Origin of the sequence: Mesorhizobium sp. M0491 (assembly GCF_040321265.1) — a bacterium.
Lineage (GTDB): Bacteria > Pseudomonadota > Alphaproteobacteria > Rhizobiales > Rhizobiaceae > Mesorhizobium.
On record NZ_JAMYRE010000002.1, the window covers coordinates 206,053 to 223,195 of the forward strand.

Sequence of the window (17,143 nt, forward strand, 5' to 3'; positions counted from 1 at the left end):
TTTCCGCCACTGCCTGTCGCTTTCCCTTTGCTATGCCACCGCATCGAAGTAGGTGGCGAATTCGGCACGTATTTCGGTTTCTTCAACCGTGTCACGGTTCTTTATATAGGTCAGCGCCCGCTTTGCGCGCTCCAGCGACGTGCCCTCAAGCCCCATGGTGCGCGATGCGATGCCGGCCATCTCCTCAAAAACGCCGTTGCAGTGAAGGACCAGATCGCAGCCCGCCGCAAGGATCGAGGCCGCCTTTGTCGGGAAATCCCCAGAAAGTGCCTTCATCGAGGTGTCGTCGCTCATCAGCAGTCCGTCGAAGCCGATTTCGCGCCGGATGATCTCGTCGATGACCTTGCCGGAGGTGGTCGCCGGATTGTTGGGGTCGATCGCGCTGTAGACGACATGGGCTGTCATCGCCATCGGCAGATGGCTAAGCTCCTTGAACGGGGCGAAATCATGCCGCTGCAGATCGCTGAGCGAGGCATTGACCACCGGCAGTTCGAAATGCGTGTCGGCAAAGGCACGTCCATGACCCGGAATATGCTTCATGACCGGCAGCACGCCGCCCGACATCAGCCCTTCCGCGGCTGCGCGGCCGAGCTCGATCACCGGTCGCGGATCCTTGCCATAGGCCCGCGCGCCGATGACATCGCTGGCGCCTTCGATCGGCACATCGAGCACCGGCAGGCAATCGGCTGTGATGCCGTAGCGCAGCAGGTCGAAGGCATGCAGCCGCGCCATCAGCCAGGCCGCTCGGGCGCCGGCATCATGATCGTCGCGCCACAGCGCGCCGAGCGCGCCGCCGGCGGGATAGTTCGGTGCCAGCGGCGGTCGCAAGCGCTGCACACGGCCGCCTTCCTGATCGATGAACACCAGCGCGTCCGGACGCCCTAGGCAGTCCCGCATCTCGGCGACCAGATCGCGGATCTGTTCGGTCTCGCCAATGTTGCGCGCAAACAGGATGAAGGCCCACGGGCATTCATTGCGATAGAAATTGATTTCTTCGCGGGTAAGCGATTTCCCGGCACAGCCGAGGATCATGGATTTTGATTCGGTCATGTCGGCAGTTTAGGGCTTTGTGCGATCAAAGGGAATCGCCAGGGATTCATCCGGGACAATGCCGGATCTGCTTTCCCCATGAAAAAGCCGGCGCGGTGGACCGCGCCGGCTTTTGATGGTTGGCTCCGGCTTTAGCGCGAGACGAAGCAGTTGCCGCCGGCGGCCTTGTAACTGGTGCACAAATTGATCGCGTCATTGCGTGACTGGGCCGGAACGCGCACGCGGTAGAACGTGCCTTTGCCGGCGATCTCGGCCTTGACGATGTTGGCGGTACGCCCGGCAAGCACGCTGCCATAGCGGCGCTGCAGATCCTGATAGCTGGACTGGGCGCTTTCGACGGTCGGCTGCGAGGCGATCTGCATCGACCACGAGCCACCGCCGGCCGCGGTCGATGCCGGATCTATGGACGCAACCTGATCGGGCTTGACCTCGCCGACAACATCGACCGGCTGGTCGGACGGACGCTGCGGCGCGAGCGGAACCTTTGCCGGCGTGTTCGCCGATTGGGCCTCGGCTTTCGGCTTGGCGACCGGCTTGAGGGCCGGCTCGTCGTCCGTCTGGGCGGCGGCAGGCGCCACGGTGCCGGTCTGGTCCGCATCGGCTTGCGCCGCCGGGGCGACATGCTGCGGCGCCGGATCGACCGGCTCGGTAGCGGCCATTTGCGGAGCGGCGGGCGCTGCCGGATCTTCACGCGGCACCAGCGAACCGTCCGACTTGACCACCATGGTCCTCACCTTGCGCGGCGCAACGGCGACGACATCGGCATTGGTGCTCTTGTCGGCATCCTGCAGCACCTGCGCGATGCGATCCTCGGACTTGGGCGCCGGCGCAGTGCTATCGGCAGAAGCGTTGTCGGCCGAAGCGGCGCCGGACATCGGCGCGGCATTGCCGACATCGGTTCCAGCGGCAGCTGCATTCTGGTCCGGCGAAAGATCGATGGCGCGGGCCGGGTCCTTCGCCTGCACGTCCACCGGCTCTTCGACGTTGGTGACCAGCTTTTCCTGGACCGGCTCGGCTGGCTTGGCGCCCCTGACCGCGTCGTAGACCTTGTTGTCTTGGTTGGGCACCACGGCGCCGCCCGGATTCTCCGGCTTGACCTTGATCGGCGCGTTGTCGGCCTTGACGATGACAGGCGCTTCGCTGGCGCCCTTGCCGCCAAAGGACAGCGCAAAGGCACCGAGACCGCCCGCGACGGCGACCGCGCCGACAATCGCGGCGATGAACAGGCCGCGTCCGCGCGACGGCCTCGCGGCCTCACGCTCGCCGAGCACCGGAACAGCCATAGCCTCGTCGAGTTCGGGATCGTAGTCGAGTTCATCGACGGTGAAATCATGGGCTTGCGAAACCGGCTGGCTCCCTGGCAGACTGTCGAGGTCGAAGCCGGAGGCGTCGGCATAACCCGTGGGCGCCGCCGCGCGGGCGGACATGTCCATCGGCCGCGCGGCATAGGTCCGCGCTTCCGGCTCATAGCCCTGCTTGATCCCATCATAGCCCGGCTTGACCCCGTCATATGCCGGCTTGAAGCTGTCATAGCCCGGCTTGAAGCCCGCGGCATAGGAGTCATCATCGTAAGACGCGCCGGCCAAATTGCCTGTGGGAGCGGCAGCGACCTCCACCGCGTTCATCTCGGAGAGAAGGCTGGAGAACTCCGCATCGAGATCGTCGTAGCCAGGCGACGCTGGCTGGTCTTCCTCGAAGTGCAGTTCGGGAATATCGAGATCGTCCGCCAGCGCGACGACACGCTCGGGTACATCGACCGTTTCGACGTCGGGCATGTCTTCGTAATGCGCCGGCTGGCGCGATTGCGGCGCCGATACCGGGGCAGCGGGAGCCACGGCCTCGACCGGCTCGGACGAACGGTAGGATGTCATGGCGGCGACTGCCGGCGCGGCGGCCACGGATGCCACCGAAGCGGCCGGCTGAGCACCAAACGCAGGCTGAGCGCTGAATGACGGCTGCTGCGGAACCGGCGTCACGCGGCTCCACGAACGCGGCGGCTTTGCCGGTTGGGAACGCTCCGCAAGCCAATCGAGAGAATCCGCCGAATTGTCCCGGTCAGCGGCTTCGTCACGCGGATCAAGATCCTTGGGCAAAGCCGCGTCGAACGCATCATCGTCGAAATCGACATCGCCAACCGTGTTCCAGGTCGTATCCTGGAGTTCATCAAGCATAAGGTCGTCAATATCCGCATCGGCCGCTTGGGCCGTGCCAACATGCCGGTCCTGCTCAGGCGCGGGTCCGTCAAGATCCCAGTCGAGGTCGCCGACAAGGTCGGCCGGCTCCTCGGTGGTCTCGGCAACAGGCGGCAGGGCGGCGACAGCCGGCTGAGCCGTGACGGGCTCACTGGCCACCGGCACTGTGCGCGCCGTCATGGCACCCAGCAGCGCATTTAACTCGTCTTCCAGGCTCCGCTCGTCCGCGGTCGGGGCATGCGCCGCGGCTGCGATGTAGGCTTCCGGCGCCGCCGGCTGGGCGGCAACGGCGGCAACCTCTGTGACCGGCTCTTCGACCGTTTCGGCAAACGCGTCGTCCAAATTCAGGTCAAAAGCATCGTCCGGCACGCCCTCAGGGCTGGGAAGCTCGCCCTTCGCATCAGCGACATCGGCAAACGCATCATGCGTTGGCGGCTCGTCGAAGGCATTCGGCTCATCCGCGCGAACGTCGAAATCCATGTCGACATCAGCCATGGCGTCGTCGAAATGGCCGGCAAAGCTCTCATCGGAGATTGCATGGCCGTCACGCGCCGCCGCCTGCTCCGGCATGGGATACTCGACGGGCTCGGCGGCCACGAATGACTGTTCGGTCGCCGAATGGCCGTCGAGCATCAGCTCGTCTTCAAGCGAGACTGCCACCGCATCGTCGAATTCGTCATCTGAGGCAACTGGCTCGACAGAAGCGTGCGTGTCGGCAACGGCGTATTGGGCCTCTTCGGCTTCCTCATCGATCCGGAGGTCCTGGTCGAGCGAAGTGGCAAGCTCGTCCGCCATCGACTGATCGTCCTCGAAGGGGGAGACGTCCTCAAGCGAACCGGCGACGGCATCGTCAAAATCAGACGCGAAAGCCGGCTCGACGGACGGCGCGGCTTCAGCTGCGACCGCATGGCTGGTGCCGGCGACGTGGCCGTCGATCTCAGCCATGTCCAGTTGGAAATCGTCGTCGAGCGACACCGAAAGCTCGTCGTCCATCGCGCTGGCGTCAGCCGCTTGGAATGCCGGCTCATGCTCGAAGGTCGGCTCATGAGCCTGGACAACCGGAGCGGCGTCGCTGTCGTCAGCGCCGAACTCGCCCATCATTTCTTTCTCGAGATCGATATCGAAATCGCCCTCTTCGAGCCCGCGATCGGCGGCTGGGGCCTGCGGCTGGGCGGGCGATTGCGGCCTGACCGGCTGGCGCGGGTCGAATCCCATGATCCTAGTCAGTTCCGCGAACGGATCATCGTCAGCGATGTCGTTGTTGTCGGCTACTCTCAGCTGGGTTCTGTCTGCCATTATTGTTCCCGAACTCGCACTCATTCGGACGCCATGGACGTCGCGTAGGGTTGGCCCTTACCAGCGCAATGTGGGCAAAAGGTGACAGGTTATTTAGTCAAACCTAACGCATTTCGGTGGGCGCGGCGGCCCCGATCAACGTCAGGCCGGACGTCAAAACGTCCGAAACAGCCTGCACCAGCCCTAGTCTGGCATGCGTCAATTGTCGGTCGTTAACCTTAACAAAACGTAAGTCCGGATTATCCGTGCCACGGTTCCAGTGTCCGTGGAAGCTGGAAGCCAGATCATAGAGGTAAAATGCCAGCCGATGCGGCTCGAGCGCAAGGGCGGCGGACTCGATCAGGCGCGGATATTCGGCAAGCTTGCGGATCAGGCCGATCTCGCCCTCATCGGTCAGCAATGCCGCGGCCGACGCCAGGCTGTTGCGGTCGAAATTGGCTTCGCCCAGCTGCTCGCTCGCCTGCCTGAACACCGAATGGCAGCGCGCCGAGGCATACTGCACATAGAACACCGGATTGTCCTTGGACTGCTCGGTCACCTTGGCGAAATCGAAGTCCAGCGGCGCATCGTTCTTGCGGTAGAGCATCATGAAGCGGATCGCGTCGCGGCCGACCTCCTCCACCACTTCGCGCAGCGTCACGAAATCGCCCGACCGCTTCGACATGCGCACCGGTTCGCCCTCGCGAAACAGCTTGACCAGATTGCACAGCAGGACAGTGAGCTTCACCTCGTCGCCGGCAATCGCCCGCGCCAAGGCCTCCAGCCGCTTTACGTAGCCGCCATGGTCGGCGCCGAGCACATAGATCAGGTCGACGAAGCCGCGATCGACCTTGTCCTTGAGATAGGCGACGTCGGCGGCGAAATAGGTGAACGAGCCATCGGACTTGACCAGCGCCCGGTCCATGTCGTCGCCGACCGCGGTCGAGCGGAACAGCGTCTGCTCGCGGTCCTCCCAATCGTCGGGTTTCTCGCCCTTGGGCGGCGGCAGCTTGCCCTTGTAGATATGGCCCTTCAGCGTCAAATCGTTGATCGCCGAGCGGATCTTCCTGGCATTGTCGGCATGCAGCGTGCGCTCGGAGAAGAACACGTCGTGATGCACGTTGAGCATCGCCAGGTCCTCGCGGATCATCGCCATCATCGCATCGATGGTGCGATCCTTGACGATGGCGAGCGCCTCGTCATCCGGCATCTGCAGAAGCGAGCGGCCGAATTCCGCGACCAGCGCCTGGCCGACAGGCACCAGGTAATCGCCGGGATAGAGACCGGCGGGTATTTCGCCGATATCGTCGCCCAGCGCTTCGCGGTAGCGCAGGAATGCGGAACGGCCGAGCACGTCGATCTGCGAGCCGGCATCGTTGATGACATATTCCTTGGTCACATCGTAGCCGGCGAAGGCCATCAGATTGGCAAGCGCGTCGCCGACGACAGCACCCCGGCAATGGCCGACATGCATCGGCCCGGTCGGATTGGCCGAGACATATTCGACATTGGTCTTCCTGCCGCCGCCAACCGTCGAGCGGCCATAGTTGCGGCCCTCGCCGAGCAGTGCGGTCAGATGTGTCTGCCAGAAGCCGTCCTTGAGCCTGAGATTGACGAAACCGGGCCCTGCCACTTCCGTCGCCGCGACATCCTTGTCGTCACGCAGCGCCTGCGCCAGTCTTTCGGCCAGCGCGCGCGGGTTCTGGCCGGTCGGCTTGGCCAGCACCATCGCCGCATTGGTCGCCAGGTCGCCGTGGCTGGCGTCGCGCGGCGGCTCGACGGCAATGCGCGACAGGTCAGGCGAAACGCCGTCTTTGTCTTTCAGATCAAGCGCTTCGACGGCTTTTATGATTCGCGCGGTGAAATCGGCGAAGATGTTCATTTGTGTGACTCTGGGGTCTGGCTCTGGCGGCTTTGCAGCGAATCCGGCTCGTTGGCCGGCAAAATCGAGCCCGCCCTAGCCCAATTCAGGCGTATGGTCAAACAAACGCCGGTGTTCCTTGAGCGCGTAGGTGTCGGTCATACCCGCCAGGAAGTCGGCGACGCTGCGCGCCTTGATGCGGTCGTCGGCCCGATCCAGCCCCTCGCGCCAGCCGTCCGGCATGGCGCGCGGATCGGCGAAATAGGCGTCGAACAGATTTTTGACGATCTGCTCGGCGTCCGCGCGCACCCGCATAACCTCCGCGTGCCGGTAGAGGTGCTTGTACAGGAAGGCCTTCAGTTCTTTCTCCAAGGCAGCCATTTCGGCCGAGAAAACTACCATCGTCTCGCCAGCTGCCCTCACTGCATCGGCGCTCCGCGGCTTGATGCGATCGAGATTGGCGGTCGTCGACTTGATCACGTCCTCGACCATGGCGGTTATCTGCCGCCGCATCAGCTCGTGGCCGGTGCGCACATCATCGAGGGAGGGATAGCGTGAGCGAACGCCTTTCAGGATCGTTCCCGGCAGCGAAACCGTCTCCAGCATGTCCAGCGTCAGTAGCCCTGCCCTCAAGCCGTCATCGATGTCATGCGTGTTGTAGGCTATATCGTCGGCGATCGCCGCGCATTGCGCCTCGATGCCGGCGAACCGGTCGAGTTCGAGATCGTGCAGTTCAGAGTAATCACGGATCGCCTGCGGCACCGGCCCTTTCAGACCCTTGCCGTTGGCGTCCGTCAGCGGTCCATTGTGCTTGACCAGGCCTTCCAGCGTTTCCCAGGTCAGGTTGAGCCCATCGAACTCGGCGTAGCGCGCCTCCAGCCTCGTCACGATGCGCAGCGATTGCGCGTTGTGGTCAAAGCCGCCCCAGGTGGCCATCTTTTCGTTCAGTGCGTCCTCGCCGGTGTGGCCGAAGGGCGTGTGGCCGAAATCATGCACCAGCGCCACCGCCTCAGCGAGATCCTCGTCGCCGCGCAGCGCCCGTGCCAGGGCGCGCGCGATCTGCGCCACTTCGATCGAATGGGTCAGCCGGGTGCGGTAGTGGTCGCCTTCATGGGCGATGAAGACCTGCGTCTTGTGCTTCAGACGCCGGAAGGCCGTCGAATGGATGATGCGGTCACGGTCACGCTGGAACGGCGTGCGGGTCGGGCTTTCCACCTCGTCGAACAGCCGTCCGCGCGAGTTCGCCGGATCGCAGGCATAGGCGGCGCGTGGCCGATAGCCGAATCCGATGTCGCCCAACTCATTGGTCATGGCTGATGCTGCCGCGTTTGACTTAGCCAGGTTGACTTGGCCCCTCGCGCTTCATACCTATCATGTGAAACCGAAAGCAAGGTGACGCCCATGGGCGCTGATGCCAAGACTGCCATGAAAGTCGATATGACCGAGGCCGCTGCCAAGCGGATCGCCAGGATTGTCTCGAACGAGGCCGGCAAGACGGCGCTGCGCGTGTCGGTCGAAGGCGGCGGCTGCTCGGGCTTCTCCTACAAGTTCGATCTGGTCGATACGCGCAATGACGATGACGTCGCCATCGAGAAGGACGGCGCCACCGTGCTGATCGACGACCTGTCGCTGGTCTATATGGGCGGCTCTGTGATTGATTTCGTCGACGATCTGATGGGCCAGTCGTTCCAGATCCGCAACCCGAACGCCGTCGCCTCCTGCGGCTGCGGCACGAGTTTCTCCATATAGAATGCCTGCCATTGGTGCGGTCCGTCAGATCGCGCTGTCGGCCGGCCGTGATCTCGACGCCACGCTGGCTTTCTGGCGCGACGTGCTCGGCATGGCGGTTCATGCGCGCTTTGACCCGCCAGGCATCGCCTTCATCATGGCCGGCGATATCAGGCTGCTGTTCACCGACGGCATACCGGCCGGAACCGTCTATCTCGACATATCGGGCCTCGATGACTTCCATGCCTCTGCGGTCGCGGCCGGCGTACCCTTCACCGCGCCGCCAACACTTGTCCATCGCGACACAGAGGGCCAGTTCGGTCCAGCGGGGGAAAGCGAATGGATGGCCTTCCTAAAGGACCCGGCTGGCAATACGATTGGCCTCGTCGAACGCCATCCGCCGCAAGAATCCAACTGAACAGCATCGAGACCGCCATGAAAATCGTCACCTGGAACATCAACGGTGTCCGCGCCCGCATTGGCAACCTCACCCATTGGCTGACCGAGAGCGCACCCGACATCGTCTGCCTGCAGGAGATCAAGTCGGTCGACGAGCAATTCCCGCGCGCCGAGATCGAGGCGCTTGGCTACAATGTCGAAACCCACGGCCAAAAGGGTTTCAACGGCGTCGCCCTGCTGTCGAAGCTGCGCTTCGACGAGGTGATCCGAGGCCTGCCCGGCGACGATGCCGATGAACAGGCGCGTTTCATCGAAGGGGTTTTCTCGACTGACAAGGGCGCGCTGCGCGTCGCCTCGCTCTATCTGCCGAACGGCAATCCGATCGATGACGAGAAGAAGTTTCCTTACAAGCTGTCCTGGATGGCGCGGCTGGAGCGCTGGGCCGAAGAACGGCTGAGACTGGAGGAGGCTCTGGTGCTCGCCGGCGACTACAACGTGATTCCCGAGCGGATCGACGCGCGGTTTCCGGAGAACTGGCTGGGCGACGCGCTGTTCCAGCCGCAGACGCGACAATCCTTCCGGCGGCTGCTCAACCTTGGTTTCACCGAGGCGGTGCGCGCGGTCACCGACGCACCCGACACCTACACATTCTGGGACTATCAAGCCGGCGCGTGGCAGAAGAACAACGGCATCCGCATCGACCACCTGCTCTTGTCGCCGGAAGCCGCCAACCGGTTTTCTTCCGCGTCGATCGAAAAGCACGTGCGCGCCTGGGAAAAACCGTCCGATCACGTGCCGGTGGCGATCGATCTCGCACTTCAGCCGGCCTGAGAGAACCCTCGCCGGGCACGTCTGCGCTGGACCTCATATCGCCACATTTCGCGCCGCTCATTGCGGGCCAGCATGGCGGCTGGGGTTCCATGAGCACACGATTTCATCTTTGTCCGATCGGCCTGGCATTTGCCATGGCCGCTCCCGGTGCGGCATTTGCCGACCAGGAATGCCTGGCCAATGGAAAATCCTACCAGCTTGGCCAGGTCGCCTGCCTGACGCTTGCCGACCGGAGCCATCTGGCTCGCTGCGACATGGTGCTCAACAACACATCGTGGACGAAGATCGGGGATAGCTGCCCGGAAAACACGCTGGCGCCACAACCCCATGTCACGCCGATCTCGACGCCGGCGCCCAGCATGGTGCCGACGGAGCCGATCGAGAACTGATCACGATCGAAAATCGAGTGCTGCTGGTGAAGCTGACGCGGCCGCGAGATTACTGATCCGCGTTGTTGCCCTTGGTGAGGATATCATCGGCCAGCGAGATGGCGGTGCGGCGGTCGGCCTCGCCGGCGGTGGCAAATGCCTCTTCCTGCATGCCGCGGATCCAGGGCTGGTCAGCCGGCGAAGCGCGTTCGAGCGCTGCCGTCATCATCGCCAGGCCACGAACGATCTTGCCGCTCTGGAACAACAAATGGCCCAGTGTCGCCTGTGCGCCGGCATGGCCTTTCTCGGCGGCGAGTTGGAACCAGCGCCCGGCCTGCTTGACGCTGGCCTTCACGCCGCCCTCGCCCTTCAGGAACATCTGCCCCATTTCGAACTGCGCGTTCGGATTGCGGTAGTTGGCGGCGGCGCGCATGTAATATTCCTGGGCCGCCACCTCGTTCTCGGCGACCGGGCTGCCGGGAATGCCCGTGCGCAAATAGTCGCCAAGCGCCACCAGCGCGTCGGAGACATAGCTTTCCTCAGGCGAGCCGGGCTCGACGTCCTGATCGACGATCTCGGAGAAGAACTTGAACGCCTCGTAGTCGTCACGCGCCACGCCGTCGCCCTCGGCATACATGCGGGCAAGCTTCCAGGTGGCGCCGATCTGGCCGTTTTCGGCAGCGTATTTATAGGCCTCGGCAGCCTGTTCCTTGTGGCCGTTCTTGTAGGCGGAGAAGCCGAACTGGAAGACCGCCCAGGGGCTCGATTGCGGCTTCACCCCGGTCTTGTCGTCGAACACCTTGTCGTCGAAGGCCATGGCCTGGCCCACGGCGCCAAAGGTCGCGCCAAAAGTGGCGATCACGACCAGTGCCGAAAAGACAGACGACCTCAACAACTCTGGTGTTGACTTCAACAACTCAGATGTCCGCATAACAGTGTGTTTCTTTCGCACCGCCTGGATGGGTCACCGCGCCATCGCGCGCCGGCCCTACCGTCTGTGCATATTTCCATATCGCGCCCGACTGATAATCGGTCGCGCGCGCCTTCCATGTCTTTGCCCTCGCCGCCAGTTCGCTATCGGACAACGCCACGTCGATCGTGCCGTTCACCGCGTCGATCGAAATCACGTCACCATCCCTGAGCAGTCCGATCGGGCCGCCCACGGCTGCCTCGGGGCCGACATGGCCGATGCAGAAACCGCGCGTCGCGCCCGAAAAGCGCCCGTCGGTGATCAGCGCCACCTTGCCGCCCATGCCCTGGCCGTAAAGTGCTGCCGTCGTCGACAGCATCTCGCGCATGCCAGGGCCGCCGCGCGGCCCTTCGTAGCGGATGACGAGAACCTCGCCTTCCCTGTAGTTGCGATGCGTCACCGCCTCGAAACATTCCTCTTCCGAATCGAAGCAGCGTGCCGGGCCGGAGAACTTCAACTCCGCCATGCCCGCGACCTTCACGATCGCGCCTTCGGGGGCAAGGTTTCCCTTCAAGCCCACGACACCGCCGGTTTGGGTAATGGGTGTGTTGGCCGGGCGGACCACATCCTGATGCTCATTCCAGACAACGTGCTGCATGTTTTCGGCCAAAGTGCGGCCAGTCACGGTCATGCAGTCGCCATGCAGATAGCCGTGGTCGAGCAGCGTCTTCATCAGCAGCGGAATGCCGCCGGCCTCGAACATGTCCTTGGCGACATATTTGCCGCCCGGCTTGAGGTCGGCGATGTAAGGCGTCTTCTCGAAGATCTTGGCCACGTCGAACAGGTCGAACTTGATGCCGGCCTCATGGGCGATCGCCGGCAGATGCAGTGCCGCGTTGGTCGAACCGCCGGTAGCCGAGACCACGGTCGCCGCATTCTCCAGCGCCTTCAGCGTGACGATGTCGCGCGGCCGGATGTTTTTCGCGATCAGTTCCATGATCTTTTCGCCGGAGGCGAAATTGAACCGGTCGCGCATTTCATAGGGAGCCGGCGCGCCGCAGGAATAGGGCAGCGCCAGGCCGATCGCCTCGGCGACGGTGGCCATGGTGTTGGCGGTGAACTGGGCGCCGCAGGAACCGGCCGAGGGACACGCGACCTGCTCGATCTCAAGCAGTTCGTCGTCGCTGATCGTGCCGACCGAGTGCTGGCCGACCGCCTCGAAAACATCCTGCACGGTGATCTGGCGGCCGCGATAGCTGCCGGGCAGGATCGAACCGCCATAGATGAAGATCGACGGCACGTTGAGCCGCACCATGGCCATCATCATGCCGGGCAGCGACTTGTCGCAGCCGGCCAGCCCGACCAGCGCGTCGTAGCAATGGCCGCGCATGGTGAGTTCGACCGAATCGGCGATGACCTCGCGCGACACCAGCGATGACTTCATGCCCTGGTGACCCATGGCGATGCCGTCGGTGACGGTGATGGTGCAGAATTCGCGCGGCGTGCCGCTGGCCGCAGCGACGCCCTTCTTGACCACCTGCGCCTGGCGCATCAGCGAGATGTTGCAGGGCGCCGCCTCGTTCCAGCAGGAGGCGACCCCGACCAGCGGCTGCGCAATCTCGGCCGCCGACAAACCCATCGCATAGAGATAGGAACGATGCGGCGCACGCGCCGGACCGACGGTCACATGGCGGCTGGGGAGCTTAGCCTTGGAGATGACTTTGGCGTCCATACTCTTCCTTGCCCCATCTTCCCTGCAAATGGGGCGGAGCGGCCTGCCCCCTCGCCGAGCCTTTTGGCGCGTGTCCCGAGACAAGATCGAGGTGCGCCGGGTTTATGGCGGGAAATGGGCAATTTCCTCAGCCCGGCTTCCAGCGCAGGGGTTGTTCAGAAAGTGTTGCCAAAACGTCACAACCGCACGGGGCGAAAGAGGTGCGGCTAATATGCAACGCAGCTTGGATACGGGGCGCACGGGCGATGCCGGCTCAAACGAAAAAGGCCGAGCAACGCCCGGCCTTTTGCTTAGAATTTTCAGTTGCTTAGAACTTGATCTTGATACCGCCGGAAATTGCCGTGACCAGATCGTTGCCGAAGTCATAGCTGTCATCGGTGCCCGCGATATAGCCGTTCTCGCCAGCCAACTCCCCTGAATGGCCGCTGGTCAGCACACCGACCGCACCTGCCAGACGAACCTCGATATTCGGCCTGGGCGTATAGGCAACGCCACCACCCAGCGTCCAGGTATCGGTCTGTGCACCATAGCCATGCGACGTGCCACGATCCCAGGAAAGCTGCCCAGCGGCACTCCACTGATCATTGAACTTGTGACCGATACCGCCCGTGACAGTCCAGCCATCACGATACATCAGGTCGAGTGAAGTTAGTTGGCCCAGACCATTCGTGACGCAGAATGAGGAGGGTGTACCCTGGGCACAGATCGGAACGCTTTGCAGGACGCTCCAATTGACCCACTTGATCGAACCGAAAGCGAGCCAGCCAGGTGCGATGCCCGACTGCAGTTTCAATTCGAGCGAATCCGGCATTGACTCCGTCGCACCATAAATCGGTACAGAGACGACGCCGCCGATGTTCAGAGTACCAGAGATATTGTCGAGCTTCACTTGCGAATTGTAGACAAGGCTGGCGCGCAGCGCGATATCTGGAATTTCATAAGCGACGCCCGCACGCCAGCCCCAGCCATCGGCCTCCAGATCGACACGACCGACCATCGTGCCGAAGCCAATATCTGTGTAGTTCTCCTTGAAGCCATAGATCTTCTGGTAGAAAACACCGCCTATGAACCGAAGCTGGCCTTTGCCGGCGTCCATCTTGTAGGAGCAGGTAGCCGCGTAGTTGTCGCTCTTGATGTCGGTTTCGATATTCGAAAACGCGCCGTTCCACGCATTTCCCGGCGCGGTATGTGCACCCCAGGGCTGCGAATAATCGACCATGCAATCCACGCCTTGCACGACCTGGACCTTGGCTCCAATGCGTGGAACCCAATAGCCCTCGGCTCCGTCGGCCGAGGTGCCCAAACCGAGATCGGCTCCGCCCGGGCCGCGCGCATTCTTGTACTTGCGGTCCGGCATCACATAGGTCGCTTCCGCTTCGGTCGCGAACGGAGCCGGATCAAACAACAGGTCGATATCGTAGCCAGCACGCTCCAGGCCGCCGGCATGTGCCGGGTTCATCGCCGTCCCGATCAAAGCCAGCGAAAAGCAGCCCGCCCCAAGCAGCGCTTTCAGTCGCAGAATAGTCATGAAATGTCCTCCCCGAATTCGAGTGCATCAAGCTAGAACCAATTCGGGTTAACGGTGCAACAACGAATTCAAGAGCGTACATGTACACATTCGCCAGGCGCATTTTCGAGGAAATGCAACCGGATGCGGCAAGGCCGAAAACGGTCCGTGATGGCGGATCTGCTTCCAAAAAACAGAGGAAACCCATCCAAAAAGGTTCGAAAACAGCGTTTTTTGCGGTCCGGGAGCCCCATTGTTACATTATGGCAACAATGGGGCTAAAACTTCCGTTTACGTCAAAATTAACGCAACGGCATGCTGATTTTCGAGGCGGAAAACCAGCAGTTTAGAGAGGGCTAAAGTCTCGCGAATCTATCCTTAGCCGGCGTCGCGAACCCTGGCCAACGCGACTGACAGCTTGCCCTGCGCATCGCGGTATTCGGCGAGCTTTTCACGCTCGGCATCGACGATCTCGGCCGGCGCGCTGGCGACGAACCTTTCGTTCGACAGTTTCTTGTGCAGGCGCGCGATCTCCTCGGTCACCTTGGCCAGTTCCTTCTGCAGCCGTGCCGCCTCGGCGGCGAGGTCGATCAGGCTGCCAAGCGGCAGGCAGACCGTCGCCTCATTGAGCACGATCTGCGCCGAGCCCTTGGGCGCGACATCGGCAAGCGAGATGTCGCCGACCCGCGCCAGCCGCTTGATCGCCGAATCCTCGCGAACGAGGCGCTCGCGTGTCACATTATTGGCGCCGACCACGACGAGCGGTGCAATGGCTGCCGGCGGCACGTTCATCTCCGAACGCACGGAGCGAATGCCGGAGACGAGTTCGACCAGCCAATTGATGTCCGCTGCGGCCTCGGCGTCTTCGAAATCCGGTGACGGCCATGCCGCATGACACAGCAGCGAGAGGCGTTGCTTGCCTTCGCCAGCGGTCTGCGCCCACAGTTCTTCGGTCATGAACGGCATCATCGGGTGCAGCAGCTTATAGATCTCATCCAGCACGAAGGCGACGCAGGCGCGGCTTTCGGCCTTGGCCGCCTCGTCGGCGCCCATGAACACCGGCTTCAGCAATTCCAGATACCAGTCGCAGAACAGGTTCCAGACGAAGCGGTAGGCGGCACCCGCCGCCTCGTTGAAGCGGTATGAGGTGATGCCGTCCGTGATTTCGCGCGCCGCGCGCGTCAGTTCGGTCAGGATCCAGCGGTTGACCGCCAGCTTCGCGTCATTCAGCCAGAACTCGTCATTGCGCGCGACCTCGTTCATTTCGGCGAAGCGCGTGGCGTTCCACAGCTTGGTGCCGAAATTGCGATAGCCGGCGATGCGCGCCGGGTCGAGCTTCACGTCGCGGCCTTGCGCCGCCATCACCGTCAGGGTGAAGCGCAGCGCATCGGCCCCGTATTCGTCGATCAGGTCGAGGGGGTCGACGACGTTGCCTTTCGACTTCGACATCTTCTGCCCGTTCTTGTCGCGCACCAACGCGTGCATGTAGACGGTGTGGAACGGCTCCTCGTCCATGAAGTGCAGGCCCATCATCATCATACGGGCAACCCAGAAGAAGATGAGGTCGAAGCCGGTCACCAGCACGTCGGTCTGGTAGTAGGTCTTCAGCTCCGGCGTCTCATCAGGCCATCCCAATGTCGAGAACGGCCACAGCGCCGACGAAAACCAGGTGTCGAGTACATCCTCGTCGCGGGTCAGGATCTCGCCCGGCTGGAAATTCTCCAACTTGTCCTCGACCCAGCCCTTCCAGGGTCCTTCCAGAGCCAGGTAGTATTCGATCGCGGCGCCGAGCGCCTCTTCCTCGGTCTTCTCGACGAAGACGCGCCCATCCGGCCCGTACCATGCCGGGATCTGATGACCCCACCACAGTTGGCGTGAGATGCACCAGGGTTCGATATTTTCCATCCACTGGAAATAAGTCTTTTCCCAATTCCCGGGTATGATCTTGGTGCGCCCCTCGCGCACCGAAGCGATCGCTGGCTTGGCCAGTTCCGCCGCATTGGCATACCATTGCTCGGTCAGGAACGGCTCGATCGGCACGCCCCCGCGATCGCCATGCGGGACGGCGTGGCGATGCGGCTCGACCTTTTCGAGGAAGCCGCCCTCTTCCATCAGCTCGACGATCTTCTTGCGCGCGACGAAGCGGTCGAGGCCGTCGAGTTCGTCCCAGACAATTTGGCGCTCCGGCGTCACCTCGAGGCCGGCAAGGAAATCCTCATTATCCCTGAGACTTACCGCCGCCTCCGTGGTCAGGATGCTGATCGCCGGCAGCTTGTGGCGCTTGCCGACCTCGAAGTCATTGAAATCGTGCGCGGGCGTGATCTTGACCGCGCCCGAACCCTTTTCCGGATCGGAGTACTCGTCCGCCACCACAGGAATCCTGCGACCGACGATCGGCAGGACGATGTTCTTGCCGACCAGATGCCGGAAGCGCTCGTCGTCAGGGTGCACGGCGACGGCCGTATCGCCCAGCATCGTCTCCGGGCGCGTCGTCGCCACGGTGATGAAGGTTGTTGGGTTTTCCGGGTCGAAGACCTGGCCCTCTACGGGGTAGCGGAAGTGCCAGAGATTGCCGTTGACCTCCTGCTGCTCGACCTCGAGATCGGAGATCGCGGTGAGCAGCTTGGGATCCCAGTTCACAAGGCGCTTATCCTTGTAGATCAGCCCTTCCTTGTAGAGCGTGACGAACACTTCGAGCACGGCCTTGGACAGGCCTTCGTCCATGGTGAAGCGTTCGCGTGACCAATCGGCCGAGGCGCCGAGCCGCTTTAACTGGTTGAAGATCGCGCCGCCGGATTCGGCCTTCCACTCCCACACTTTCTCGATGAACTGCTCGCGGGTCAGGTCGCGGCGATGGATCTGCTTTTCCATCAGCTGCCGCTCGACCACCATCTGCGTGGCGATACCGGCATGGTCCATGCCCGGCTGCCACAGGACATTCTTGCCGCGCATGCGCTCGAAGCGCACCAGTATATCCTGCAGCGTGTTGTTGAGCGCGTGTCCCATATGCAGCGAGCCGGTGACGTTCGGCGGCGGGATGACGATGGTGAAGGCTTCCGCCCCCTCCTCGGCCCCGGCACCGGCGCGAAACGCGTCGGCCTCTTCCCAGACTTTGGCGATCTTCGGCTCGACGGTTTTGGCGTCGTAGGTCTTTTCAAGCATGGGAAAATGGTCCGCGCTGTCGGGAGTTTTGCTGGTCCGCTGTAAATCGGAAGGCTTTGACCAAGTCAACCGCAAGGGCTGTCTCGGACCCTCACAACCAGATAGGCGCGGCCTTGGTCATTTCAACG

12 protein-coding genes are annotated in these 17,143 nt (G+C 62.7%); 4 read left to right on the forward strand and 8 right to left on the reverse strand.

All coding sequences use genetic code 11. From position 1 onward, the window contains the following. Nucleotides 1-30: 30 nt before the first annotated feature. The 4 genes from nagZ to NKI69_RS03015 form a co-directional block, all read right to left on the reverse strand. A complete protein-coding gene (gene nagZ, locus NKI69_RS03000; protein ID WP_128304010.1) occupies nt 31-1,050 on the reverse strand; it encodes a beta-N-acetylhexosaminidase in 1,020 nt (339 codons plus the stop codon). Between the two features lie 131 nt (nt 1,051-1,181). Beyond that, nucleotides 1,182-4,538, reverse strand: a complete 3,357-nt coding sequence (locus NKI69_RS03005; protein ID WP_352720017.1) for an SPOR domain-containing protein — start codon at nt 4,536-4,538, stop codon at nt 1,182-1,184. Nucleotides 4,539-4,641: 103 nt separating this feature from the next. Continuing rightward, nucleotides 4,642-6,399 (reverse strand): arginine--tRNA ligase, encoded by a 1,758-nt coding sequence (gene argS / locus NKI69_RS03010; protein ID WP_127291529.1) that lies wholly within the window; start codon nt 6,397-6,399, stop codon nt 4,642-4,644. A gap of 75 nt (nt 6,400-6,474) precedes the next feature. Continuing rightward, the gene (locus NKI69_RS03015) at nt 6,475-7,689 is read right to left on the reverse strand and encodes a deoxyguanosinetriphosphate triphosphohydrolase (protein ID WP_352720019.1); all 1,215 of its coding nucleotides are present in this window, start codon (nt 7,687-7,689) and stop codon (nt 6,475-6,477) included. Between the two features lie 90 nt (nt 7,690-7,779). Between NKI69_RS03015 and erpA the strand changes: the two genes are divergently transcribed. The 4 genes from erpA (at nt 7,780) to NKI69_RS03035 (ending at nt 9,725) form a co-directional block, all read left to right on the forward strand. Continuing rightward, nucleotides 7,780-8,127, forward strand: a complete 348-nt coding sequence (gene erpA, locus NKI69_RS03020) for an iron-sulfur cluster insertion protein ErpA (protein WP_013531288.1) — start codon at nt 7,780-7,782, stop codon at nt 8,125-8,127. A gap of 1 nt (nt 8,128) precedes the next feature. Continuing rightward, complete coding sequence (locus NKI69_RS03025; RefSeq protein WP_128304007.1) at nt 8,129-8,524, forward strand: VOC family protein; 396 nt, start codon at nt 8,129-8,131, stop codon at nt 8,522-8,524. A 17-nt stretch (nt 8,525-8,541) separates the two neighbouring features. Continuing rightward, nucleotides 8,542-9,336: an exodeoxyribonuclease III gene (xth, locus tag NKI69_RS03030; RefSeq protein WP_023812197.1), complete on the forward strand. Its 795-nt coding sequence runs from the start codon at nt 8,542-8,544 to the stop codon at nt 9,334-9,336. Between the two features lie 89 nt (nt 9,337-9,425). Further along, on the forward strand, nt 9,426-9,725 hold the full coding sequence (locus NKI69_RS03035) for a hypothetical protein (protein WP_023812198.1): 300 nt from the start codon (nt 9,426-9,428) through the stop codon (nt 9,723-9,725). 49 nt (nt 9,726-9,774) lie between these two features. On the opposite strand, the gene NKI69_RS03040 is transcribed toward NKI69_RS03035, so the two are convergent. The 4 genes from NKI69_RS03040 to NKI69_RS03055 form a co-directional block, all read right to left on the reverse strand. Beyond that, on the reverse strand, nt 9,775-10,635 hold the full coding sequence (locus NKI69_RS03040) for a tetratricopeptide repeat protein (RefSeq protein ID WP_031213511.1): 861 nt from the start codon (nt 10,633-10,635) through the stop codon (nt 9,775-9,777). After that, entirely contained in the window at nt 10,622-12,346 is a 1,725-nt protein-coding gene (ilvD, locus tag NKI69_RS03045) for a dihydroxy-acid dehydratase (RefSeq protein ID WP_352720021.1), read from the reverse strand. The genes NKI69_RS03040 and ilvD overlap by 14 nt, the downstream gene beginning before the upstream one ends. Nucleotides 12,347-12,653: 307 nt before the next feature. Continuing rightward, nucleotides 12,654-13,874, reverse strand: coding sequence for an OmpP1/FadL family transporter (locus NKI69_RS03050; protein WP_128304005.1), 1,221 nt, complete (start codon nt 13,872-13,874; stop codon nt 12,654-12,656). A 357-nt stretch (nt 13,875-14,231) separates the two neighbouring features. Beyond that, nucleotides 14,232-17,015: a valine--tRNA ligase gene (locus NKI69_RS03055; protein WP_128304004.1), complete on the reverse strand. Its 2,784-nt coding sequence runs from the start codon at nt 17,013-17,015 to the stop codon at nt 14,232-14,234. Between the last annotated feature and the right edge of the window lie 128 nt (nt 17,016-17,143).